Here is a 17,425-nt window from a genome sequence, read left to right as displayed (position 1 = left end):
AAAATGCGCGTTGCCTCAGAATAATCACTTCAGTTCGGCGGCTGCGACAACCCTCAGTCGTCGGCATCCGCATCGTCGGAGGCCGGCCGCCAGCTGATCGGCTCGATCTTCCTTTGCGTATGGCCGTCCGTATAAGCCCACCAGCCAGCGTCGCTTTCGTCCCAGTCGCCGCCTGCCGCCTTCAGCCGGTCGAGCGAACGGTATTGCGCGATGCTCTCGTTTATCACGCCGTCGCTGTCCTGCCAGTAGACGGTGACCTTGGAACCGTCCTTCGGTGCCGTTTCGATTGATTTTCGGGCAGCCATTTTCATTTCTCTCGGTGAAGCGAACGGAACGCCGGGACAAGCGTCTGGTTCCTGGCCGATGGCCTTTAGGAGAATTCGCTTCGGCGAGACATATGGCGTGGTTTTCGAGAACCGGAGCGCAGTGGACGTTTGGGTCCGTGAGCACCGGAAGCGGAGAAAACTGCGCCAGATGGCCGCCGGAGTAGAATTATCATGAAGGCCATTAGCTGTGGGCGAAGATATCCTCCTCATCCCAGCCCATCAGGTCGAGTTTCGCACGCGTCGGCAGGAAGCGGAAGCAGGCATCGGCCTCCCTGGTCCGGTTGTCGCGCGCCAGACGCGCGCTCAGCACGTCGCGCAGCCGGTGCAAATAGAGCACGTCGGAGGCGGCATATTCGAGCTGCTCGGGCGACAGCGTCTCGGCGGCCCAGTCCGATGATTGCTGCGCCTTCGACAGGCCGATCCCGAGAAGCTCGAAGCAGATGTCCTTCAGCCCGTGCCGGTCGGTGTAGGTGCGCGTCAGCCGCGACGCGATCTTGGTGCAGAACACCGGCTCCGGCATGACGCCGAAGGCGTTGTAGAGCACGGCGAGATCGAAGCGGCCGTAATGGAATAGCTTGGTGATGCTGCGGTTCTTGAGCAGGCTGACGAGGTTCGGCGCCTTCTTCTGGCCGGGCGCGATCTGGATGACGTCGGCCGAGCCGTCGCCCGGCGAGATCTGCACGACGCAGAGCCGGTCGCGATGCGGGTTCAGCCCCAGCGTCTCGGTGTCGATGGCGACCGCCCCGACATCGTAATGCAGCAGGCCGGGCAGATCGTTTTTGTGGAAACGTATGTCGCTCATCGTCTTCTCCGGTCGCGGCCCCGTGCAGCGATGCGCGACGGACCGTGCCCGTCCTTGCCGCGATCCGGCGAAAAATCAACAAAAACTTGAGTCTGGCGCAATTTCAGCGTGTCAGCGCCTCGAGAATGCGCGCCCAGGAGCGCTGGCCCTTGTGGAAGGAGCTCATCTCGTACTTCTCGTTCGGCGAGTGGATGCGGTCGTCGTCGAGGCCGAAACCGACGAGCAGCGACTCCATGCCGAGATAAGTCTGGAAATCGCCGACCACCGGGATCGAGCCGCCGCTGCCGGTCACCACCGCCGGCTTCGGCCATTCGTCGGACAGCGCCTGCTTGGCCTTGGCGAGGAAGGGCGAGTCGTAGGAAAGCTGGATCGCCGGCGAGCCGCCATGCGGGTGGAATTCGACCGAGCAGTCGGCCGGAACCCGCTGCCTGGCAAATGCCTGGAAGGCGGCGCGGATTTTTTCCGGATCCTGTTTGTGGACCAGGCGGAAGGAGATTTTTGCCGAGGCTTGCGCGGCGATCACCGTCTTGAAGCCCTTGCCGGTATAGCCGCCGATAATGCCGTTGAACTCGGCCGTCGGTCGCGCCCAGGTCAGTTCGAGCACCGAGCGGCCCTTTTCGCCGGACGGAATCGACAGGCCGATCGGGCCGAGGAAGGTCTCGGCCGTCTCACCGAGCGACAGCCACGACTGCAATATCTGCGACGGCGTTTCCTCGACGCCGTCATAAAAACCCGGAATGGTGACGTGACCATCCGCATCGTGGATGTCGGCCAGGATCTTTGCCAGGATGCGGATCGGATTGGCGGCCGCACCGCCATAGAGCCCGGAATGCAGGTCGCGGTCGGCGGCAGTCACCGTGATCTCCTCGCCGACCAGCCCGCGCAGCGAGACGCAGATCGACGGCGTATCGCGGTCCCACATGCCGGTGTCGCAGACCAGCGCGAAATCGGCCTTGAGCTCATCCGCATTCGCCTCGAGAAACGGCTTCAGCGACGGCGATCCGGACTCCTCCTCGCCCTCGAACAGGATCGTGATGCGGCACGGCAATCCGCCATGCACCTGCTTCCACGCGCGGCAGGCCTCGACGAAGGTCATCAGCTGGCCCTTGTCGTCGGCCGCGCCGCGGCCGGTGATCACCTTGTGGCCGGGCTCGATCTCCTTGACCGCCGGTGCGAACGGGTCGCTTTCCCACAGCTCGATCGGATCGACCGGCTGCACGTCGTAATGGCCGTAAAACAGCAAATGCGGCGCGCCCGCCGGCCCATCGTGATGCGCGACCACCATCGGATGGCCTGGTGTGTCGCGCACGTTGGCGTCGAAGCCGATCAGCTTGAGCTCGGCGACCAGCCATTCGGCGGCCTTGCGGCAGTCGGCGGCGTAGTCCGGATCGGTGGAGATCGACTTGATGCCGAGCAGGCCGAACAGGCGTTCCAGGCTCTGGTCGAAGTTCTTGTCGAGGCGGTCGAGAACAGGGGAAACTGCGGACATCTGGCGGGCCTTTCGATTCTGGCGGCGAATCTAGAGCCCATGTTGCGAAACGGAAAGCCCGCGACCGTTGGGCCACAGCTTCCTGTCCAAACGCAAAAAAATGCCGCCGTGGTGGAGGGAACCACGGCGGCCTCTACTCGAAACGATGCGGCAGCCCGGAGAGGGGGGGATAGGCTGCCGCAAGTGTCCGGGATAGGCGGGGGACGGGCCTTGCTCCGGACTTCGGCGAAAACTGCCGATGGCGTTTATCTGTGTCTGCGAACGTGGCGATTCAAGGGCACAAAAATTACACTTTTGTAACATAGGCGTGAGCGAACAAAGCTCCGGCCAGGCCGCATGGCAGGCCAGGCTCGCACGCCATTTGTCAGGGTGTTGCCGGAACCCTTGGCAGAAGCCGCCTTTGGCATGGACCGCGGCGCTGCGCCGCGCTATTCCCTCGTGCTATGAAAAAAGGCGATCATCTCTTCCTTGTCGACGGCTCCGGCTACATCTTCCGTGCCTATCACGCGCTGCCGCCGCTGTCCCGCAAGTCCGACGGGCTGCCGACCAGTGCCGTGCTCGGCTTCTGCAACATGGTCTGGAAGCTGACGCAGGACGCCCGCAACACCGATGTCGGCATCGTGCCGACGCATTTCGCCGTGATTTTCGACTATTCGTCGAAGACCTTCCGCAACGACCTCTACCCCGAATACAAGGCCAACCGCTCGGCGCCGCCGGAAGATTTGATCCCGCAATTCGGCCTGATCCGCCAGGCGACCAGGGCCTTCAACCTGCCATGCCTTGAGACGGAAGGCTACGAGGCCGACGATTTGATCGCCACCTATTGCCGGCTTGCCTGCGAAGCCGGCGCCGACACCACCATCATCTCTTCCGACAAGGATCTGATGCAACTGGTCGGCCCAACGGTTGCCATGTACGACCCGATGAAGGACCGCCAGATCGGTGTTCCCGAGGTGATCGAGAAATGGGGCGTGCCGCCACAGAAAATGATCGACCTGCAGGCGCTGACTGGCGATTCGGTCGACAATGTGCCGGGCGTGCCCGGCATCGGGCCGAAGACGGCAGCGCAATTGCTCGAACAGTTCGGCGACCTCGACACGCTGCTCGCCCGCGCCGGCGAGATCAAGCAGGACAAGCGGCGCGAATCGATCATCGCCAATGCCGACAAGGCACGCATTTCGCGTGACCTGGTGAGGCTGAAGAACGACGTGCCGGTGACCGAAGGGCTTGACGAATTCGTATTGCATGCGCCGGACGGCCCCAGGCTGATCGGCTTCCTCAAGACCATGGAATTCTCGACGCTGACCCGCCGCGTGGCCGAAGCGACCGGAACCGACGCCGGCGACGTTCCAGCCACCCCCCTCACCATAGAGCGTGCCGATACCGCGCATGGCCCCGATATGGGTTTTGGCGTGCCCGCGGCCGCCGAGAGCGCACCGCCGTCGGACGAAGCGGCACTCGAAGCTCCGGCCGCAGCCAAGCAAGGCGACACCCCATCCCTGCTTTCGGCGCTTCGCCTGGAGGCTGCCACCGCCCGCAAGATCGACACCGGCGCCTACACCTGCATCCGCGACGCCGCGACGCTGAAGGCCTGGATCGCCGAGGCGATGGAGAGAGGCATCGTCGCCTTCGACGTTAAGACGTCCTCGCCCGATCCGATGCGGGCCGAATTGATCGGCCTTGCCATGGCCGTCGCGCCCGGCCACGCCGCCTACGTGCCGCTCGCCCATAAAAACGGCAATGGCGACCTGCTCGGCGGCGGCGCGGTCGAAAACCAGATCCCGGTCCGCGACGCGCTGGCGTTGCTCAAGCCGCTGCTCGAGGACAAATCCGTCCTCAAGATCGTGCACGACATGAAATACCGCCTTGTCGTCATGAGCCGTCACGGCATCGAGATCGGCCCCTATGACGACACCATGCTGATCTCCTACGTGCTCGAGGCCGGCACCCACGGTGGCCATGGCCTGGAGGCGCTGGCCGATAAATGGCTCGGCCACGCGACCATTCCGCTGAAGGAACTGGCCGGTTCGGGAAGAAGCTTCGTCGGCCTCGATCAGGCCGACCTCGGCAAGGCGACGGCTTACGGGGCCGAGCACGCCGACGTCGCGCTCAGGCTCTGGCAGGTGCTGAAGCCACGGCTTGCCGCCAAGGGCCTGGTCTCGGTCTATGAACGGCTTGAACGGCCGTTGGTGCCGGTCCTGGCGCGGATGGAACAACGCGGCATCTCCGTCGACCGGCAGATCCTGTCGCGGCTCTCCGGAGAACTGGCACAGGGTGCCGCACGGCTCGAGGACGAGATCTACCAGCTGGTCGGCGAACGCATCAACATCGGCTCGCCAAAACAGCTCGGCGACATCCTGTTCGGCAGGATGGGTCTGCCCGGTGGTTCAAAAACCAAGACCGGCCAGTGGTCGACCTCGGCGCAGCTTCTCGAAGACCTCGCCGCCGAAGGCCACGAATTGCCGCGCAAGATCGTCGACTGGCGCCAGCTGACCAAGCTGAAATCGACCTATACCGATGCGCTGCCCGGCTTCATCCATCCCGACACCAAGCGCGTCCACACCTCCTACGCGCTTGCCGCGACGACGACCGGGCGGCTGTCGTCCTCGGATCCCAATCTGCAGAACATTCCGGTGCGCACCGTCGAGGGTCGAAAGATCAGGACGGCCTTCATCGCCGACAAGGGCAACAAGCTGGTTTCCGCCGACTACAGCCAGATCGAATTGCGCGTGCTCGCCCACGTCGCCGAAATCCCGCAGCTCAAGCAGGCCTTCGCCGATGGCGCCGACATCCACGCCATCACCGCGTCAGAAATGTTCAACGTGCCGGTCGAGGGCATGCCTTCGGAAGTGCGCCGCCGTGCCAAGGCGATCAATTTCGGCATCATCTACGGCATTTCGGCCTTTGGCCTCGCCAACCAGCTGTCGATCGCGCGCGAGGAAGCCGGCGACTACATCAAGAAATATTTCGAGCGCTTTCCCGGCATCCGCGACTATATCGATGCGACCAAGGCCTATGCCCGCGAGCACGGCTTCGTCGAGACCATCTTCGGCCGCCGCATCCACTATCCGGAGATACGGTCGTCGAACCCTTCGGTCCGTGCCTTCAACGAGCGCGCCTCGATCAACGCCCGCCTGCAGGGCACCGCCGCCGACATCATCCGCCGCGCCATGATCCGTATGGACGAGGCGCTGGAAAAAGCCAGGCTTTCTGCCCGCATGCTGCTGCAGGTGCATGACGAGCTGGTTTTCGAGACGGTCGAAGCCGAGGTCGAGGCGACGATCCCGGTCGTCTGCCACGTCATGGAGAACGCCGCCATGCCGGCGGTATCGATGTCGGTGCCGCTGCACGTCGACGCCCGCGCAGCCAACAACTGGGAAGAGGCGCATTAAGGCGGGCCACAGAGCCATGTTCGGTTCAAGGTTCACGAGCAGCAGCGGTATGCTATAGTGCCCGTATGATCACCAAGGCACTTGAGAATCTGGTAAGGCATGCGGAAGCTTGGCCTCGCGAAGACCAGGAGGAGCTTGCTGATTACGCCCGCGTCATCGAGGCGCGGCGGACTGGCGTGTATGCGATGTCGGAATCAGAGCGCAGCGCGGTCACAGCGGGCCTAGCAGAGGCCGATCACGGCACTTTCGTAGATGAGGATACCGTTCGCGCGGCCGACACCCGCCGCAGGCTATGAAGGTCCGATTTACGCGGCAAGCCTTTGCCGAACGCGAGGCGATTTTCAACTACCTCGAAGAGCGGGCGCCTCAGGGCGCCCTTTCAGTCATTTCTCGGATCCACGCTGGGATTTCGCGACTTGCCGAATTTCCCGAAAGCGGTCACGCGACCGACATCCCTGGCGTTCGCGTCCTCTTCATAGGCCGCTACCCTTATAAGGTCTTCTATCGTGCCCGTGCCGACGCAATTGAGATCCTGCACATCCGGCATACCTCAAGGAGACCCTTTCCCTACTGAGCCGATCCGGGAACACCCGGCGAGGGCTCGGAAAACCTTGCTCCGCCTTCGCCGCGTTGCTCCGGCCTCAAGCCGCCTCGGCCAAACACTTCGCACATGTCCCACGAAACTCGATCACCGCCTTCTTGGCGGCGAAGCCGGTCGAGCGCACCCATTCGTCGAGCCGGTGGCCGACATCGTGGTCGGAGAACTCGGTCACCTGGCCGCAGGTGTCGCAGATGGCAAACGCCGTCATCGAATGGCTGTGGTCGTGCGGCTCGGCACAGGCGACGAAGGAATTGAGGCTTTCGAGCCTGTGCACGAAGCCGGATTTCACCAGCGTGTCGAGCGCCCGGTAGACCTGCAGCGGCGCGCGAAAACCGCGCTCGCGCAATTGGTCGAGCAACGTATAGGCGCTGAGCGGGCCGCTGGCGGCCTCGAGTTTCTCGAGCACGCAAAGCTGGTTCTTCGTCAGTACATCCCTTGCCGCCATGATCCCGTTCCAAGCCGCTCCGTGCCGATCGCTGCCATTAGGCATGCAATCCGGCCTCTTCCACTGAGATAGCGACGAACTGCCTTTTTTGCTACTGTTTCTATTCGCAGCCGGTGGTCGGCTGGCCGGCGACGCCATATTCAAAATACTGACAAAATCCTCGGCCAGGCTGGCCGTGCTTGGAAATTCGATCGGGCTTGGGGAAGCAATCATGATCAAAGTGACGCGGCGGACGCTGCTTGCCGGCACGTCCGCGCTGGCCGCTGCCGGCCTGGTGCCGTTTCGGGCATTCGCAGCGGCGCGCACCTACCATGCGCTGCTTGTTGCCTGCACCGATTACCCGAACCTGCCGAAGAAAAACTGGCTGATCGGACCGAAAAACGATGCCGGCCTGGTGCGCGATTACCTCCTGGGGAACACGCCCGCGCCGGTAAAATTCCTGGCCGAAAACGTCACGCTGCTCGCCAAGGATGTCGAAGGCGCCAACGGACCGCCGACACATGCGGCGATCAAGGCGGCGTTGGCCGATCTTGCCGCCAAGGTCCAGCGCGACGATCTCGTCTACCTGCATTTGTCCGGTCACGGCGCGCAGCAGCCGGCAGCGAACAAGGGCGACGAGACGGACGGCCTCGACGAGATTTTCTTGCCGTCCGACATCGACAAATGGGTCAACCGCGAAAAGGGCGTGCCCAATGCGCTGGTCGACAACGAGATCGGCACCGCGCTCGACGCTATCCGCGACAAGGGCGCCTTTGTCTGGGCCGTGTTCGACTGCTGCCATTCCGGCACTGCGACGCGCGCCGCCGAGGTCGACGACGAGCTGGAACGCAAGGTCGAGTTCGCCGATCTGGTCGGCGGCGACGACGCTGCCAGGGCGGCTGCGGTGAGAGCCTATGACGAGATTGCGTCGGCCGCGCCGCGCGGCTTTGACGACGACGAGCAGCGCAAGCCGGCCTTCAAGCTGACGCCGACCGGCGCCGAGCCGACCACCAAGGGCAAATTGGTCGCCTTCTACGCGGCGCAGACGGTGGAGACGACGCCCGAGATGCCGCTGCCCAAGGGCACGGCCGATGCACCGCGTTTCGGCCTGTTCACCTTCACCATCCTGTCGAAACTGGCCGAGAACCCCAACATCACCTATCGCCAGCTCGGCCAGGCCGTGCTGCAGCAATATTCGGCGGACGGCCGCACCCGGCCAACGCCGCTGTTCGAGGGAGAACTCGACGCACGCGTCTTCGGCACCGACAAGACAGACGCGGTCATGCAATGGCCGATCGTCATCGAGAACGACAAAGCCACGATCGGCGCCGGGTTGCTGCATCGCCTCACCCCCGGCAGCAGGCTCGCAATATTGCCGTCGGCGCTGTCGCCGCTGTCCGAGGCGCTTGGCTATCTCCAGGTTCAGTCGGCGAAAAACCTGGAAAGCCGGGTCAAGCCGGTCGAGTTCGGCGGCAAGCCGGCGCTCAAGCTGGCCGATATCCCCGCCAATGCCTATGCACGGCTGGCCGAGCTCGCCGTCGACTACAAGCTCGTGGTCGCGCGGCCGGCAGCGGCCAAAGGCCTCGAGAAAGAGGCCGCGCTGGCGAACTCGGTTCTCGACGAACTGGCGGCCAGGAAGAGCTCAGGGTTTCACATCGCGCTGGTCGAGCCGGGCAAGAGCGCAGATCTGCGTCTCGCAGTGCTGCGCGAGAACGCCATTGCCGGCGCCGCAGAAGATGCCACCGACGCGCCGGCGCTGTGGTTCCTGCCGGCTTCGGGCGACATGACGCTCAAGGGCGGCAGCAAGCCGCCGTTGATCGTCATTCATCCGGACGGCCGCGAAAAGTTGATCGAGGCCGCCGCAGGGAATCTGACGAAAATCTTCCGCGCCATTGGCCTGTCGAGGCTGGCCGCCGCCTCCGATTATCGGCCGGAAGAGGTCAGCGTCGAGTTCCGGATCAAGCGTTTTGACAGCGACACGCTGCAGCCGATCGAAGCGTCGACTGTGCCGCGTGTTTCGCCCGACGATCAGGTCCACGTACTGGCCAGGAACGGTTCGACCAACCTGGTCGACATCAACGTGCTCTACGTCGGCTCCGACTATTCCATCCAGCATTTTCTTGCCGAGCGCCTGACCGAAGGCGCCGTGCTCGAGGAAGGCCTGTTCAAATTCACCGACACCAGCTTCGGCATGGAGCGGATGATCGCCGTCTTGACCGAAGCACCGCCGCAGAGCGAGAAGCAGGATCTGAGCTTCCTGGCGCAAGAGGGCGTTGTCTCGGTAACGCGCGGACTGGGACAGCCAAGCTTCGCCGACATGCTGGCCGATATCGGCATGGCGCCGGCGACACGGTCGGCCATGCGGCTGACCGACGACAAGGGGTCGAAGGGCGCCGTGATGATTTTTCCGATGGAGACGGTGCCGCGCGCCTGAGGCGCGGTCAGGTGCCCGGCCGGGCCTCTTGCCTAATCGGCTGATAATGAACATTCTTCGACCACCGCTGTCGGCGGCCGAACGGAACGGGTGAGGGCGTTCGTGAACAGGATCGTATTTTCGTGGCGCGCAACAACCGCCGGCCTTGTCGCCGGGCTGTTGCTGGCCGCCAATGCTTCGGCGGACGAGGCTTGCGGCCTCTGCGCCAAGGAGGTCGTCATCAACTCCGAACTGGCGAGCTGCTTTCTCGACCAGTACGACCAGATCGCCAAAACCGGCAACACCGCCGTTGTCGTCGATCTCAGCAGTTGCACCTCACGCGGCGTGGTCGAGCCGTTGCCGTCGCCGGGCAAGGCGCAGGTGGAGCCTGACGTGCAGTTCATCGTTTCGCGCACGCAGCTGGATTGCCTGAAGAAGAAGCTGGAGACGCCGGGCATCGTGCTCGACCCGTCCGCCACCATAGAATTGGACAGCTGCGGATGACGAAAGCGGGGGGCAACGCAACGCATCGGGCAGTGACGGCGCCGGTACCGCAAACGAAGCCGGTGTCGCTGCCGGAAACCGTCGAAGGCCTGCCGTGGGTGAGCAATCACGAGGTCAAGAAGGAGGCGAACCCATTCACCGATCGCGACTGGCGCATGCTCGTCTATGCCTGGTCCGGATTGCTGGTGCGCCTGGCGATCATCTTCACCTTGATCTTTTCGGTCTACCAGTTCCTGGCAAACCAGGAGCAGAAGCGCGTCGAGCAGACGATGTCGCTGGTCGAGCTCTGGGAAAGCAAGGATTACCAGCAGGCGCAACGGGCCCTCAAGCAACGCCTGGCGGCGCTCAACGCCAAATACGGCAATCTGCTCAGTGCCAATCCGACGCCGACCGAGGAACAGGTGTTCAGACAGCGCATCGGCATCGAAGCGATGAGCGCTACCGGCGGCGACATGCCGCTTGCCGACCTCAGCGACAATTTCGACCGCGTCGTCTATTTCCTCAACCGCCTTTCCTTCTGCGTCGAAGGCAGGCTGTGCTCGCGCGACGTCGCCGACTCCTATTTCCGCGACTATGCCGCTTCCTTCTGGAGCTATTTTGCCGGCTATATCGACAAGGAGCGCAAGGCCGGTTCACCGACTTTCGCCCAGCCGATCGAGAACTATGTCCGCCAGGCGCCATCCTCGGCCCGGTCCAGATAATCCCCGAAAAATGCGAAGCCGGCGACGGAAATGCTCCGCCGCCGGCAGGTTTTCCGCGACGATCGCGGCCGAAATTCTGCAAGCCTATTTGTACAGGCTGTTGATCCACTGGACGTTGATGGCGTTCAGGCGCACGGCGGTATTGGCATCCGGGCTCTCGGCCACGTTCACGCCGGTGATGACGCGCTGCTTGGAGCCATTGTCATAGGCATAGACCGAGCTGCCGCTCGACCCGGGATAGGTGTCGCAGTCGTACTGGAAATACTCGGTGGCGATGTTTTCGGCATGCACTTCGCAGGTCGCCTTCCACATCGTGCCCATCGGCTTGTCGCCGGGATAGCCGATGATGTTGGCGGTGAAATCGCCGAGGTCGTCATAATTGGCATAGCCGAGCCAGCCGAGGTTGGTGCCGACATCCTGCTTTAGGGTGACGATGCCGAGATCCCACGGCACGACCGAGCCGTAAAAGCCCTGGTAATTGTCGATGAAGCCCTGGATGACATAAGCGCTTTCATAGGTGAAGGCGCCGAACGGCGCGTCGTCGGCAGTCTTGCCGTTGAGAGCCGGCACGAACAGGATATCGTCGAGCCAGGCCTTGTCCTCGTGGCTGTAGAGGCAGTGCGCCGCGGTGAGCACCGTGCGCGGGCCGATGAGCGTCGCCGAGCAGCTGCCATAGCTGCCGCTCTTCGATTTGCCTTCGAGATAGCCGATCGCGGTGAATGGGTAGGTTTTGGTATTCTTGATCTGCTCGCGGTCGTCCGTGCCGAACACCTGACGGCCAGCCTCTTCGCCTCCGCTCAGTCCGGAATTGTCGGACTTCTGCCCGTCGGCGGGCGCGTTCATGTCCTTGATGACAAGGTCCTTCAGCGTCTCGTTCGGGTCAATCTTGATGTCCTTGCCATCGGCGGAGCGGCCGATGATGCCATAGGATTTGACGGCCGTTGCTTCGTCGGTGAGCGGCGCGGCGCGGTTGGCCTCGTCGTCGGTCAGTTTCGGCGGGGCGATTGGTTTCGCCCGGCCGGGCTTGTAATCGCCCGATGTTACATCCCGCATGCTTTCGCCGTTGCCGGCATTGGCGGAACCTGGATCGGCAGCCAAGGCAGGAACCGCCCACATTGCGGTGGAAAGCAACGCGGACGCAATAATGCTATGTGTCAGTTTTGTCATGGTGAGACTCTCCCAAAAGTCAGCAAGAACTGGATCAAGATACAGAAATATTGTCGAGATCGTGGTGGCGCAAAAAAATGAAATTGGTTACCGGTGCCTTTACCGGGCCATTATTCAGTGCAGCCAGTTTAGGTCCCCGCCAAAAATGCCTGCAACGGTATACTGCCTAAAATAATCCAACATTGGCAACGACAAATTGCTTCCACATAGCCCGTGGGGGGCTATAGGATTTTGGGCGGGTTGGCTCGACAGCACGACTAGCAGAAATGGTGCTCGGCTTTGTGACGGATCGTGCTTCGCCGTGGAGCATGATCTCACCGGCCGGTTCCATTTCAGTGGACCATGCGTCGGCGACTGACCTGTCGGGAACATCGTCTCAGGGGGTTCGAGGTGAAGATCATCCATAGGTTCAGACCGATTGCCGCCGCCGCGCTGCTCGGCATCGCGGCGGCCTTGCCGGCCGTCAAATCCGTTCATGCCACGGACGCGGCCGCTCGGCCGGAGGCGGCGATCTCGCCGATGAAACGCGTGGCCGAGGCCAGGGCCAAGGCCAGGGCGGAGAACCCCGACGGCGCCGATCGCGTCTACGGCGGCAAAGAGGCCGAGAAGGGCGCTTACCCGTTCCAGGTGGCATTGCTGACCACCGGCAAACTGGACAAAAGCCCGGCCTCGCAGGCGAATGCGCAGTTCTGCGGCGGCAGCCTGATCGCGCCGCAATGGGTGCTGACGGCGGCGCACTGCCTCAATGACGACGGCGAGCCGATTTCGCCTGATGTGGTCACCGTGCTCACCGGCGCCACCGATCTGAGCGAGGGCAAGCGCTACAAGGCGGTGGAAATCATCGTCAACGAGGGCTACAGCGAGCAGACGCTGGACAACGATCTCGGCTTGATCCGGCTGGCCGCGCCGGCCGATGCCCCGACCATCAAAATTGCCCGTGAGCCGACACCAGACGCCGGCAAGACGACCGTCACCGGCTGGGGCAAGATGCAGGACGGAACGTTTCCCACCGCACTGATGGTCGCCGACCTGGACCTCCAGCCGAACGCAACCTGCAACAGCGGCATCAAGGCGATTTATGCGCATGATTTGAAGGCAGCGCTCGGCGAACTCGCCCGCCGCATGCGTTATTCGGAAAGGGGCATCGAGGCGGCCGCCAACGCGATTGCAGCCGATATGGCCGATCCGCTGACCGGCAACATGATCTGCGCCGGCACGGCCAGCGGCGAGCGCGACGCCTGCAATGGCGACAGCGGCGGACCGCTGTTCATGACCGGCGCCGATGGTCCGGTGCAGGTCGGCGTCGTCAGCTGGGGCGAAGGTCCGGCCGACGGCGGTACCGCCTGCGGCCACAAGAACGCCTACGGCATCTACACGCGGCTGGCCAATTACACCGGCTGGATCGAGGAGAAGATGAAGACGGCGGCGCCCGCAGCGCCCAAAGCCCTCGGCACGGCGCAGAAGCCCGCCACGCCCTGACCGGTGTCATTGCTGAACCAATGAACAGCGGGAGCAATCCCTCTGTTTCTGTCCCAAAACCCGGTTCTGTCCCAAAAACCTGGGGTCGGGACTAGAACCAGCGATCGCGGCGCTGATCTGTGGCGGCCAGGGTGAGGCCGAGTAGCGCTCCTACGGCCGCTCCGAGGATGAATGCCGACGATATTGTGCCGGGATTCTCCTGGACCACCCCCGACACCGTCTGCGCCCTGTTGCGCAGGGCTTGTGCTGTCCGAGAGGCGCGCTCGGCAGCGTTGCCATACCAATCGCCGGCGTCCTCGATCGCCTCTTCCGCGCGTTCCGCCAAGGTTCGGTTGATCTTGCTGATCTCGCGCCTCAGCTGCGCGACCTGCTTCTCCAGGGCTTCCTGAGCTTCACGTTGAGTCATCTTCGGTGCTGCGGATTCGTTTGGTTCGTCGGCCATTGTAATCTCCTTTGCTCAGGCTCGGCTCAACGGCCGGCCCACTGTGCAGGTTCCTCCGCAAAACGCGTATGTCCGGTGTTTGTTCGGTGAGAAACCGGCTTTTGTCCGGCATGTCTGCGAATTCGGCATCAACATCGGATCGTTCCGGCGCTCCCCGCGTTGGTGAAAACGCCACAAGGGAGGAACCGCCATGGACGACGATCGGCATGAAAAGATTCGGCAGCGAGCCTATGAAATCTGGGTACGCGAGGGCCGCCCGGATGGCGCGCATGAGCGTCATTGGCAGCAGGCGAAGCAAGAGCTTGGCCTCGACGACGCGGACGTTCCGGCGGGAACGATCGCCAGCTCCGACGTTCTGACGGTCGAGGCACTGGCGATGCGCACCGGGATAACCGGTGATCAGGCGCAAGAGCTGATCGACAGGCTGGGCAACGACAGGGCGACGCTCGAGCAAGCCGCGCGGAACCTCAAGGCAGCCGAAAGTTAGCCGCTGGCCACCGTGTCGAAGACAGCTACCAGTTCGCGCTGCCGCGTCTTTTCGATGAAACCGGACCGCAGACCGTCGTCGCCTACTTCCTCGGCGGTCCCTTGCGCTCGGCCGATGCCGCCCAGAGATTGATGTTCGACTCGCGGGCAAAGGTGTCGATCTCGGCGAGCTCGGCATCGCTGAAGTCGAGCGCCTTCAGCGCGCCGACGCAATCCTCGACCTGTTCCGGCCGGCTGGCGCCGATCAGCGCCGACGTCACCCTGCCCCGGCGCAGCACCCAGGCCAGCGCCATCTGCGCCAGCGTCTGGCCGCGGCGACGGGCGATGACGTTCAGCGCCTCGATATTGGTGATCGACTTGTCGTTGATGAATGCCGGGCGCAGCGACTTGCCCTGGCTGGCGCGGCTGCCGTCGGGGATGCCGCCGAGATATTTGTCGGTCAGCATGCCTTGCGCCAGCGGCGAGAACACGATCGAGCCGACACCGAGCCCCTCCAGCGTATCGAGCAGGCCATCATCCTCGACCCAGCGGTTGAGCATCGAATAGCTCGGCTGATGGATCACGCAAGGCGTGCCGAGCTGCTTCAATATGTCGGCGGCCTCGCGGGTGCGCTGCGAATTATACGAGGAAATGCCGGCATAGAGCGCCTTGCCCGAGCGCACCGCGTGATCGAGCGCGCCCATCGTTTCCTCCAGCGGGGTGTCGGGGTCGAAGCGGTGCGAATAGAAGATGTCGACATAGTCGAGCCCCATCCGCTTCAGGCTCTGGTCGAGGCTGGCCAGCACATATTTGCGGCCGCCCCACTCGCCATAAGGCCCTGCCCACATTTCGTAGCCGGCCTTGGTCGAAATGATCAGCTCGTCGCGATAACCGGCAAAGTCCGTCCGCAGGATCTCGCCGAACGCCCGCTCCGCCGAGCCGGGCGGCGGGCCGTAATTGTTGGCGAGGTCGAAATGCGTGATGCCGAGATCGAACGCCCTGCGCGTGATCGCCTGCTTGGTTCTATGCGACGTGTCGTCGCCGAAATTGTGCCACAGCCCAAGCGAGATCGCCGGCAGCTTCAGGCCGGACCGCCCGCAGCGATTGTAGACCATCTTGTCATAGCGGTTTTCGGCGGGGACATACGGCATGGGAAATCCTCAAATCGAAACGAGCCCGACGGCTGCCGCCGCGACAGTGGGGCAGTCGAGCTTGCCACCCTTAGCCTCTCCTCGCGCAAACGGGGAGAGGCTTTTTGCGGTGCTTGGGAGGCGCGCCGCCTACTTGGTTTTCTGCTTCGCCAGCAGCTCCTTCGCCGCCTTGACGCCGAGTGCCGCGGGCCGCTCGCAGCTGGTCTGCATGGCGACGAACTTTCCGGTCTCGCCCGAACGCAACAGGCCGGTCATGACGTCGACGGCATGCAGCGCCAGTTCCATCGAGCAGCGGTGCGGCCGGCCTTCCCTGATCGCGATCGCCATGTCGGCCAAACCGGCGGTGCGGTAGTTGGCCATCATGCCTTGCGAATGCATCTCGTTGGGCACGCCGAACGGATGCGGCCATTTCGGCAGCTTCTTCACCGGCTTGGCGGCATCGGTGTAGCGCACCTCGCCGCCGAAGAAGTTCGGATCCGGCACGAACACCGTGCCCGCCTCGCCATAGAGCTCCATGGGCGCGTGGCCGTGGCTCCAGACATCCCAGCTGGTGTTGAGCGTCACGACGGCGCCGTTCTCGAATTCCAGCACGCCGTGGATCGTCGTTGGCGTGGAGACCGGGATCTTTTCGCCGGCGCGCGGCTTCGAGCTGATGATGCGTTCCGTCATCGGGATCGAAGCGAAGGCGGCGACCCGCTTCACCGGCCCGATCAGCTGGATCAGGTTGGTGATGTAATAGGGTCCGATGTCGAGCACCGGCCCGGCGCCCGGCTGGAAGAAGAAGTCCGGATTGGGGTGCCAGTGCTCCATGCCATGGCTCATCACATGACAGGTGCCGCTGGTGATCCTGCCGAGCCTGCCGGTGTCGATCAGGTCGCGGACAAGCTGGTGCGCGCCGCCGAGGAAGGTGTCGGGCGCCGAACCGATGCGCAGCCCCTTGCTTTCCGCCCGTTTTTTCAGGTCGAGCCCTTCCTTGACCGACAGCACGAAGGGCTTCTCCGAATAGACGTGCTTGCCGGCGTCGAGGATCTGCTTCGAAACCTCGTAATGCACCGCCGGAATGGTCAGGTTGACGATGATGTCGATATCGTCGGCCTTGAGCAGCCCCTCGACGGTCTCGGCGCGCAGCTTGAACTCTTTTGCCCGCGCTTTCGCCGCTTCCATGTTGATGTCGGCGCAGGCGCGCATCTCGATGCCGCGAAACAGCGGTGCCAGCGAGAAATACGCCTTCGAGATGTTGCCGCAGCCGATGACGCCGATGCCAAGTTTTGTTGCCATGCTGGTGTGCTCCTAATAGGTCTTGGCGGCTGCGATCGAGCGGCGGGCGAAGCGCTCGATATCATTGGGATTGTCCTGTTCCATGACGTAGTATTTCGCGGCGCTTTTGGCGCGCAGCGCCTTGATCAGGCCGGGCCAGTCGATGGTGCCGTGGCCGACATCCGACCAGCCGTCCTCGTCGAGGCCCTCGCCCGGCTTGGCCAGGTCCTTGACATGGACGGCGACGATGCGCTTGCCGTGCTTCTCGATCCAGGGCAGCGGATCGACGCCGCCGCGCACCACCCAGGCGACGTCCATCTCCCAGCCGATGTCGGGCGCGGAGGACAGGATATGGTCCTGCGGCACCGAACCGTCGGCAAGCGCCTTGAACTCGAAATCATGGTTGTGCCAGGCAAAGCCATAGCCGGCTTTCCTGGCCGTCTCGCCGACCTTGGCCAGGCGTTCGCCGAAACCGCGCCAGCCGGCTGTGTCGGCCGGCCTGAACTCGGCGTTCAGGAACGGGCAGATGAGCAGCGTGATGCCGAGCGCGTCGGCCGTCCTGCGCACGCCGTCGAAATCCTTCTCGAGCGCGTCGATCGAGAAATGCCCGGTCGGCATGGCGAGCCCGTTTTTGTCGAGCTCGGCACGGAACGCCTTGGGATCGTCATAGACGCCGCCGAACCCTTCGACTTGGCTGTAACCAAGCTCCCCCAGCATCTTGAGCACGCCCTCCCAGGGCTGGAAATTGCGGGCGCTGTAAAGTTGGAATGACCAGTTCATCGTCTCTGTCCGTTTTCTTGTGGATGGTTAGT

General features: G+C 63.3%; 17 protein-coding genes. 8 read left to right on the top strand and 9 right to left on the bottom strand.

The window, feature by feature from the left end:
* Positions 1-53: 53 nt before the first annotated feature.
* From NKH99_RS03185 to NKH99_RS03175, 3 genes are all read right to left on the bottom strand, one after another.
* The gene (locus NKH99_RS03185; protein ID WP_352539425.1) at positions 54-305 is read right to left on the bottom strand and encodes a hypothetical protein; all 252 of its coding nucleotides are present in this window, start codon (positions 303-305) and stop codon (positions 54-56) included.
* 202 nt (positions 306-507) lie between these two features.
* Complete coding sequence (locus NKH99_RS03180) at positions 508-1,128, bottom strand: ribonuclease D (RefSeq protein ID WP_254816792.1); 621 nt, start codon at positions 1,126-1,128, stop codon at positions 508-510.
* A gap of 103 nt (positions 1,129-1,231) precedes the next feature.
* Complete coding sequence (locus NKH99_RS03175; protein WP_353012579.1) at positions 1,232-2,617, bottom strand: M20/M25/M40 family metallo-hydrolase; 1,386 nt, start codon at positions 2,615-2,617, stop codon at positions 1,232-1,234.
* Positions 2,618-3,060: 443 nt separating this feature from the next.
* Here NKH99_RS03175 and polA point away from each other — a divergent pair, with 443 nt between their 5' ends.
* From polA to NKH99_RS03160, 3 genes are all read left to right on the top strand, one after another.
* Entirely contained in the window at positions 3,061-6,009 is a 2,949-nt protein-coding gene (gene polA, locus NKH99_RS03170; protein ID WP_353012576.1) for a DNA polymerase I, read from the top strand.
* A gap of 65 nt (positions 6,010-6,074) precedes the next feature.
* Entirely contained in the window at positions 6,075-6,305 is a 231-nt protein-coding gene (locus NKH99_RS03165; protein ID WP_352502674.1) for a hypothetical protein, read from the top strand.
* Entirely contained in the window at positions 6,302-6,583 is a 282-nt protein-coding gene (locus tag NKH99_RS03160; RefSeq protein WP_352448351.1) for a type II toxin-antitoxin system RelE/ParE family toxin, read from the top strand. Before NKH99_RS03165 ends, NKH99_RS03160 begins: the two co-directional genes overlap by 4 nt.
* A gap of 67 nt (positions 6,584-6,650) precedes the next feature.
* On the opposite strand, the gene NKH99_RS03155 is transcribed toward NKH99_RS03160, so the two are convergent.
* On the bottom strand, positions 6,651-7,055 hold the full coding sequence (locus tag NKH99_RS03155; RefSeq protein WP_023675234.1) for a Fur family transcriptional regulator: 405 nt from the start codon (positions 7,053-7,055) through the stop codon (positions 6,651-6,653).
* A 211-nt stretch (positions 7,056-7,266) separates the two neighbouring features.
* On the opposite strand from NKH99_RS03155, the gene NKH99_RS03150 reads away from it, so the two are divergent.
* From NKH99_RS03150 to NKH99_RS03140, 3 genes are all read left to right on the top strand, one after another.
* Positions 7,267-9,468: a caspase family protein gene (locus tag NKH99_RS03150; protein ID WP_353012573.1), complete on the top strand. Its 2,202-nt coding sequence runs from the start codon at positions 7,267-7,269 to the stop codon at positions 9,466-9,468.
* A gap of 102 nt (positions 9,469-9,570) precedes the next feature.
* Positions 9,571-9,951 (top strand): hypothetical protein, encoded by a 381-nt coding sequence (locus tag NKH99_RS03145; protein ID WP_292664733.1) that lies wholly within the window; start codon positions 9,571-9,573, stop codon positions 9,949-9,951.
* The gene (locus tag NKH99_RS03140) at positions 9,948-10,652 is read left to right on the top strand and encodes a DUF4760 domain-containing protein (RefSeq protein ID WP_353012569.1); all 705 of its coding nucleotides are present in this window, start codon (positions 9,948-9,950) and stop codon (positions 10,650-10,652) included. The genes NKH99_RS03145 and NKH99_RS03140 overlap by 4 nt, the downstream gene beginning before the upstream one ends.
* 84 nt (positions 10,653-10,736) lie before the next feature.
* Here the strand turns inward: NKH99_RS03140 and NKH99_RS03135 are convergent, their stop codons facing one another.
* Positions 10,737-11,819, bottom strand: a complete 1,083-nt coding sequence (locus tag NKH99_RS03135) for a trypsin-like serine peptidase (RefSeq protein ID WP_353012566.1) — start codon at positions 11,817-11,819, stop codon at positions 10,737-10,739.
* Positions 11,820-12,209: 390 nt separating this feature from the next.
* On the opposite strand from NKH99_RS03135, the gene NKH99_RS03130 reads away from it, so the two are divergent.
* Entirely contained in the window at positions 12,210-13,298 is a 1,089-nt protein-coding gene (locus tag NKH99_RS03130) for a S1 family serine peptidase (protein ID WP_352613083.1), read from the top strand.
* Positions 13,299-13,389: 91 nt separating this feature from the next.
* Here NKH99_RS03130 and NKH99_RS03125 read toward each other — a convergent pair whose 3' ends face one another.
* On the bottom strand, positions 13,390-13,740 hold the full coding sequence (locus tag NKH99_RS03125; RefSeq protein ID WP_352613085.1) for a hypothetical protein: 351 nt from the start codon (positions 13,738-13,740) through the stop codon (positions 13,390-13,392).
* A gap of 190 nt (positions 13,741-13,930) precedes the next feature.
* On the opposite strand from NKH99_RS03125, the gene NKH99_RS03120 reads away from it, so the two are divergent.
* Positions 13,931-14,227: a DUF2934 domain-containing protein gene (locus NKH99_RS03120; RefSeq protein WP_352613087.1), complete on the top strand. Its 297-nt coding sequence runs from the start codon at positions 13,931-13,933 to the stop codon at positions 14,225-14,227.
* Positions 14,228-14,309: 82 nt separating this feature from the next.
* Here NKH99_RS03120 and mgrA read toward each other — a convergent pair whose 3' ends face one another.
* The 3 genes from mgrA to NKH99_RS03105 all read right to left on the bottom strand — a co-directional run bounded on the left by mgrA (position 14,310) and on the right by NKH99_RS03105 (position 17,393).
* Positions 14,310-15,356: an L-glyceraldehyde 3-phosphate reductase gene (gene mgrA / locus NKH99_RS03115; RefSeq protein WP_353012562.1), complete on the bottom strand. Its 1,047-nt coding sequence runs from the start codon at positions 15,354-15,356 to the stop codon at positions 14,310-14,312.
* Between the two features lie 129 nt (positions 15,357-15,485).
* Positions 15,486-16,634, bottom strand: a complete 1,149-nt coding sequence (locus NKH99_RS03110) for a Gfo/Idh/MocA family protein (protein ID WP_352613089.1) — start codon at positions 16,632-16,634, stop codon at positions 15,486-15,488.
* Positions 16,635-16,646: 12 nt separating this feature from the next.
* On the bottom strand, positions 16,647-17,393 hold the full coding sequence (locus NKH99_RS03105) for a sugar phosphate isomerase/epimerase family protein (protein WP_023675224.1): 747 nt from the start codon (positions 17,391-17,393) through the stop codon (positions 16,647-16,649).
* Positions 17,394-17,425 lie beyond the last annotated feature (32 nt).

Origin of the sequence: Mesorhizobium sp. M0854, from assembly GCF_040319815.1 — a bacterium.
Lineage (GTDB): Bacteria > Pseudomonadota > Alphaproteobacteria > Rhizobiales > Rhizobiaceae > Mesorhizobium.
The sequence above is the reverse complement of the archived record's forward strand: the minus strand, read 5'-3'. Positions and strand labels throughout refer to the sequence as shown.

Bases quoted from the DNA above. Each gene is read 5' to 3' on its own strand.
- NKH99_RS03185 (WP_352539425.1), bottom strand. From the start codon at position 305: ATGGCTGCCCGAAAATCAATCGAAACGGCACCGAAGGACGGTTCCAAG.
- NKH99_RS03180 (WP_254816792.1), bottom strand. From the start codon at position 1,128: ATGAGCGACATACGTTTCCACAAAAACGATCTGCCCGGCCTGCTGCAT.
- NKH99_RS03175 (WP_353012579.1), bottom strand. From the start codon at position 2,617: ATGTCCGCAGTTTCCCCTGTTCTCGACCGCCTCGACAAGAACTTCGAC.
- polA (WP_353012576.1), top strand. From the start codon at position 3,061: ATGAAAAAAGGCGATCATCTCTTCCTTGTCGACGGCTCCGGCTACATC.
- NKH99_RS03165 (WP_352502674.1), top strand. From the start codon at position 6,075: ATGATCACCAAGGCACTTGAGAATCTGGTAAGGCATGCGGAAGCTTGG.
- NKH99_RS03160 (WP_352448351.1), top strand. From the start codon at position 6,302: ATGAAGGTCCGATTTACGCGGCAAGCCTTTGCCGAACGCGAGGCGATT.
- NKH99_RS03155 (WP_023675234.1), bottom strand. From the start codon at position 7,055: ATGGCGGCAAGGGATGTACTGACGAAGAACCAGCTTTGCGTGCTCGAG.
- NKH99_RS03150 (WP_353012573.1), top strand. From the start codon at position 7,267: ATGATCAAAGTGACGCGGCGGACGCTGCTTGCCGGCACGTCCGCGCTG.
- NKH99_RS03140 (WP_353012569.1), top strand. From the start codon at position 9,948: ATGACGAAAGCGGGGGGCAACGCAACGCATCGGGCAGTGACGGCGCCG.
- NKH99_RS03135 (WP_353012566.1), bottom strand. From the start codon at position 11,819: ATGACAAAACTGACACATAGCATTATTGCGTCCGCGTTGCTTTCCACC.
- NKH99_RS03125 (WP_352613085.1), bottom strand. From the start codon at position 13,740: ATGGCCGACGAACCAAACGAATCCGCAGCACCGAAGATGACTCAACGT.
- NKH99_RS03120 (WP_352613087.1), top strand. From the start codon at position 13,931: ATGGACGACGATCGGCATGAAAAGATTCGGCAGCGAGCCTATGAAATC.
- mgrA (WP_353012562.1), bottom strand. From the start codon at position 15,356: ATGCCGTATGTCCCCGCCGAAAACCGCTATGACAAGATGGTCTACAAT.
- NKH99_RS03110 (WP_352613089.1), bottom strand. From the start codon at position 16,634: ATGGCAACAAAACTTGGCATCGGCGTCATCGGCTGCGGCAACATCTCG.
- NKH99_RS03105 (WP_023675224.1), bottom strand. From the start codon at position 17,393: ATGAACTGGTCATTCCAACTTTACAGCGCCCGCAATTTCCAGCCCTGG.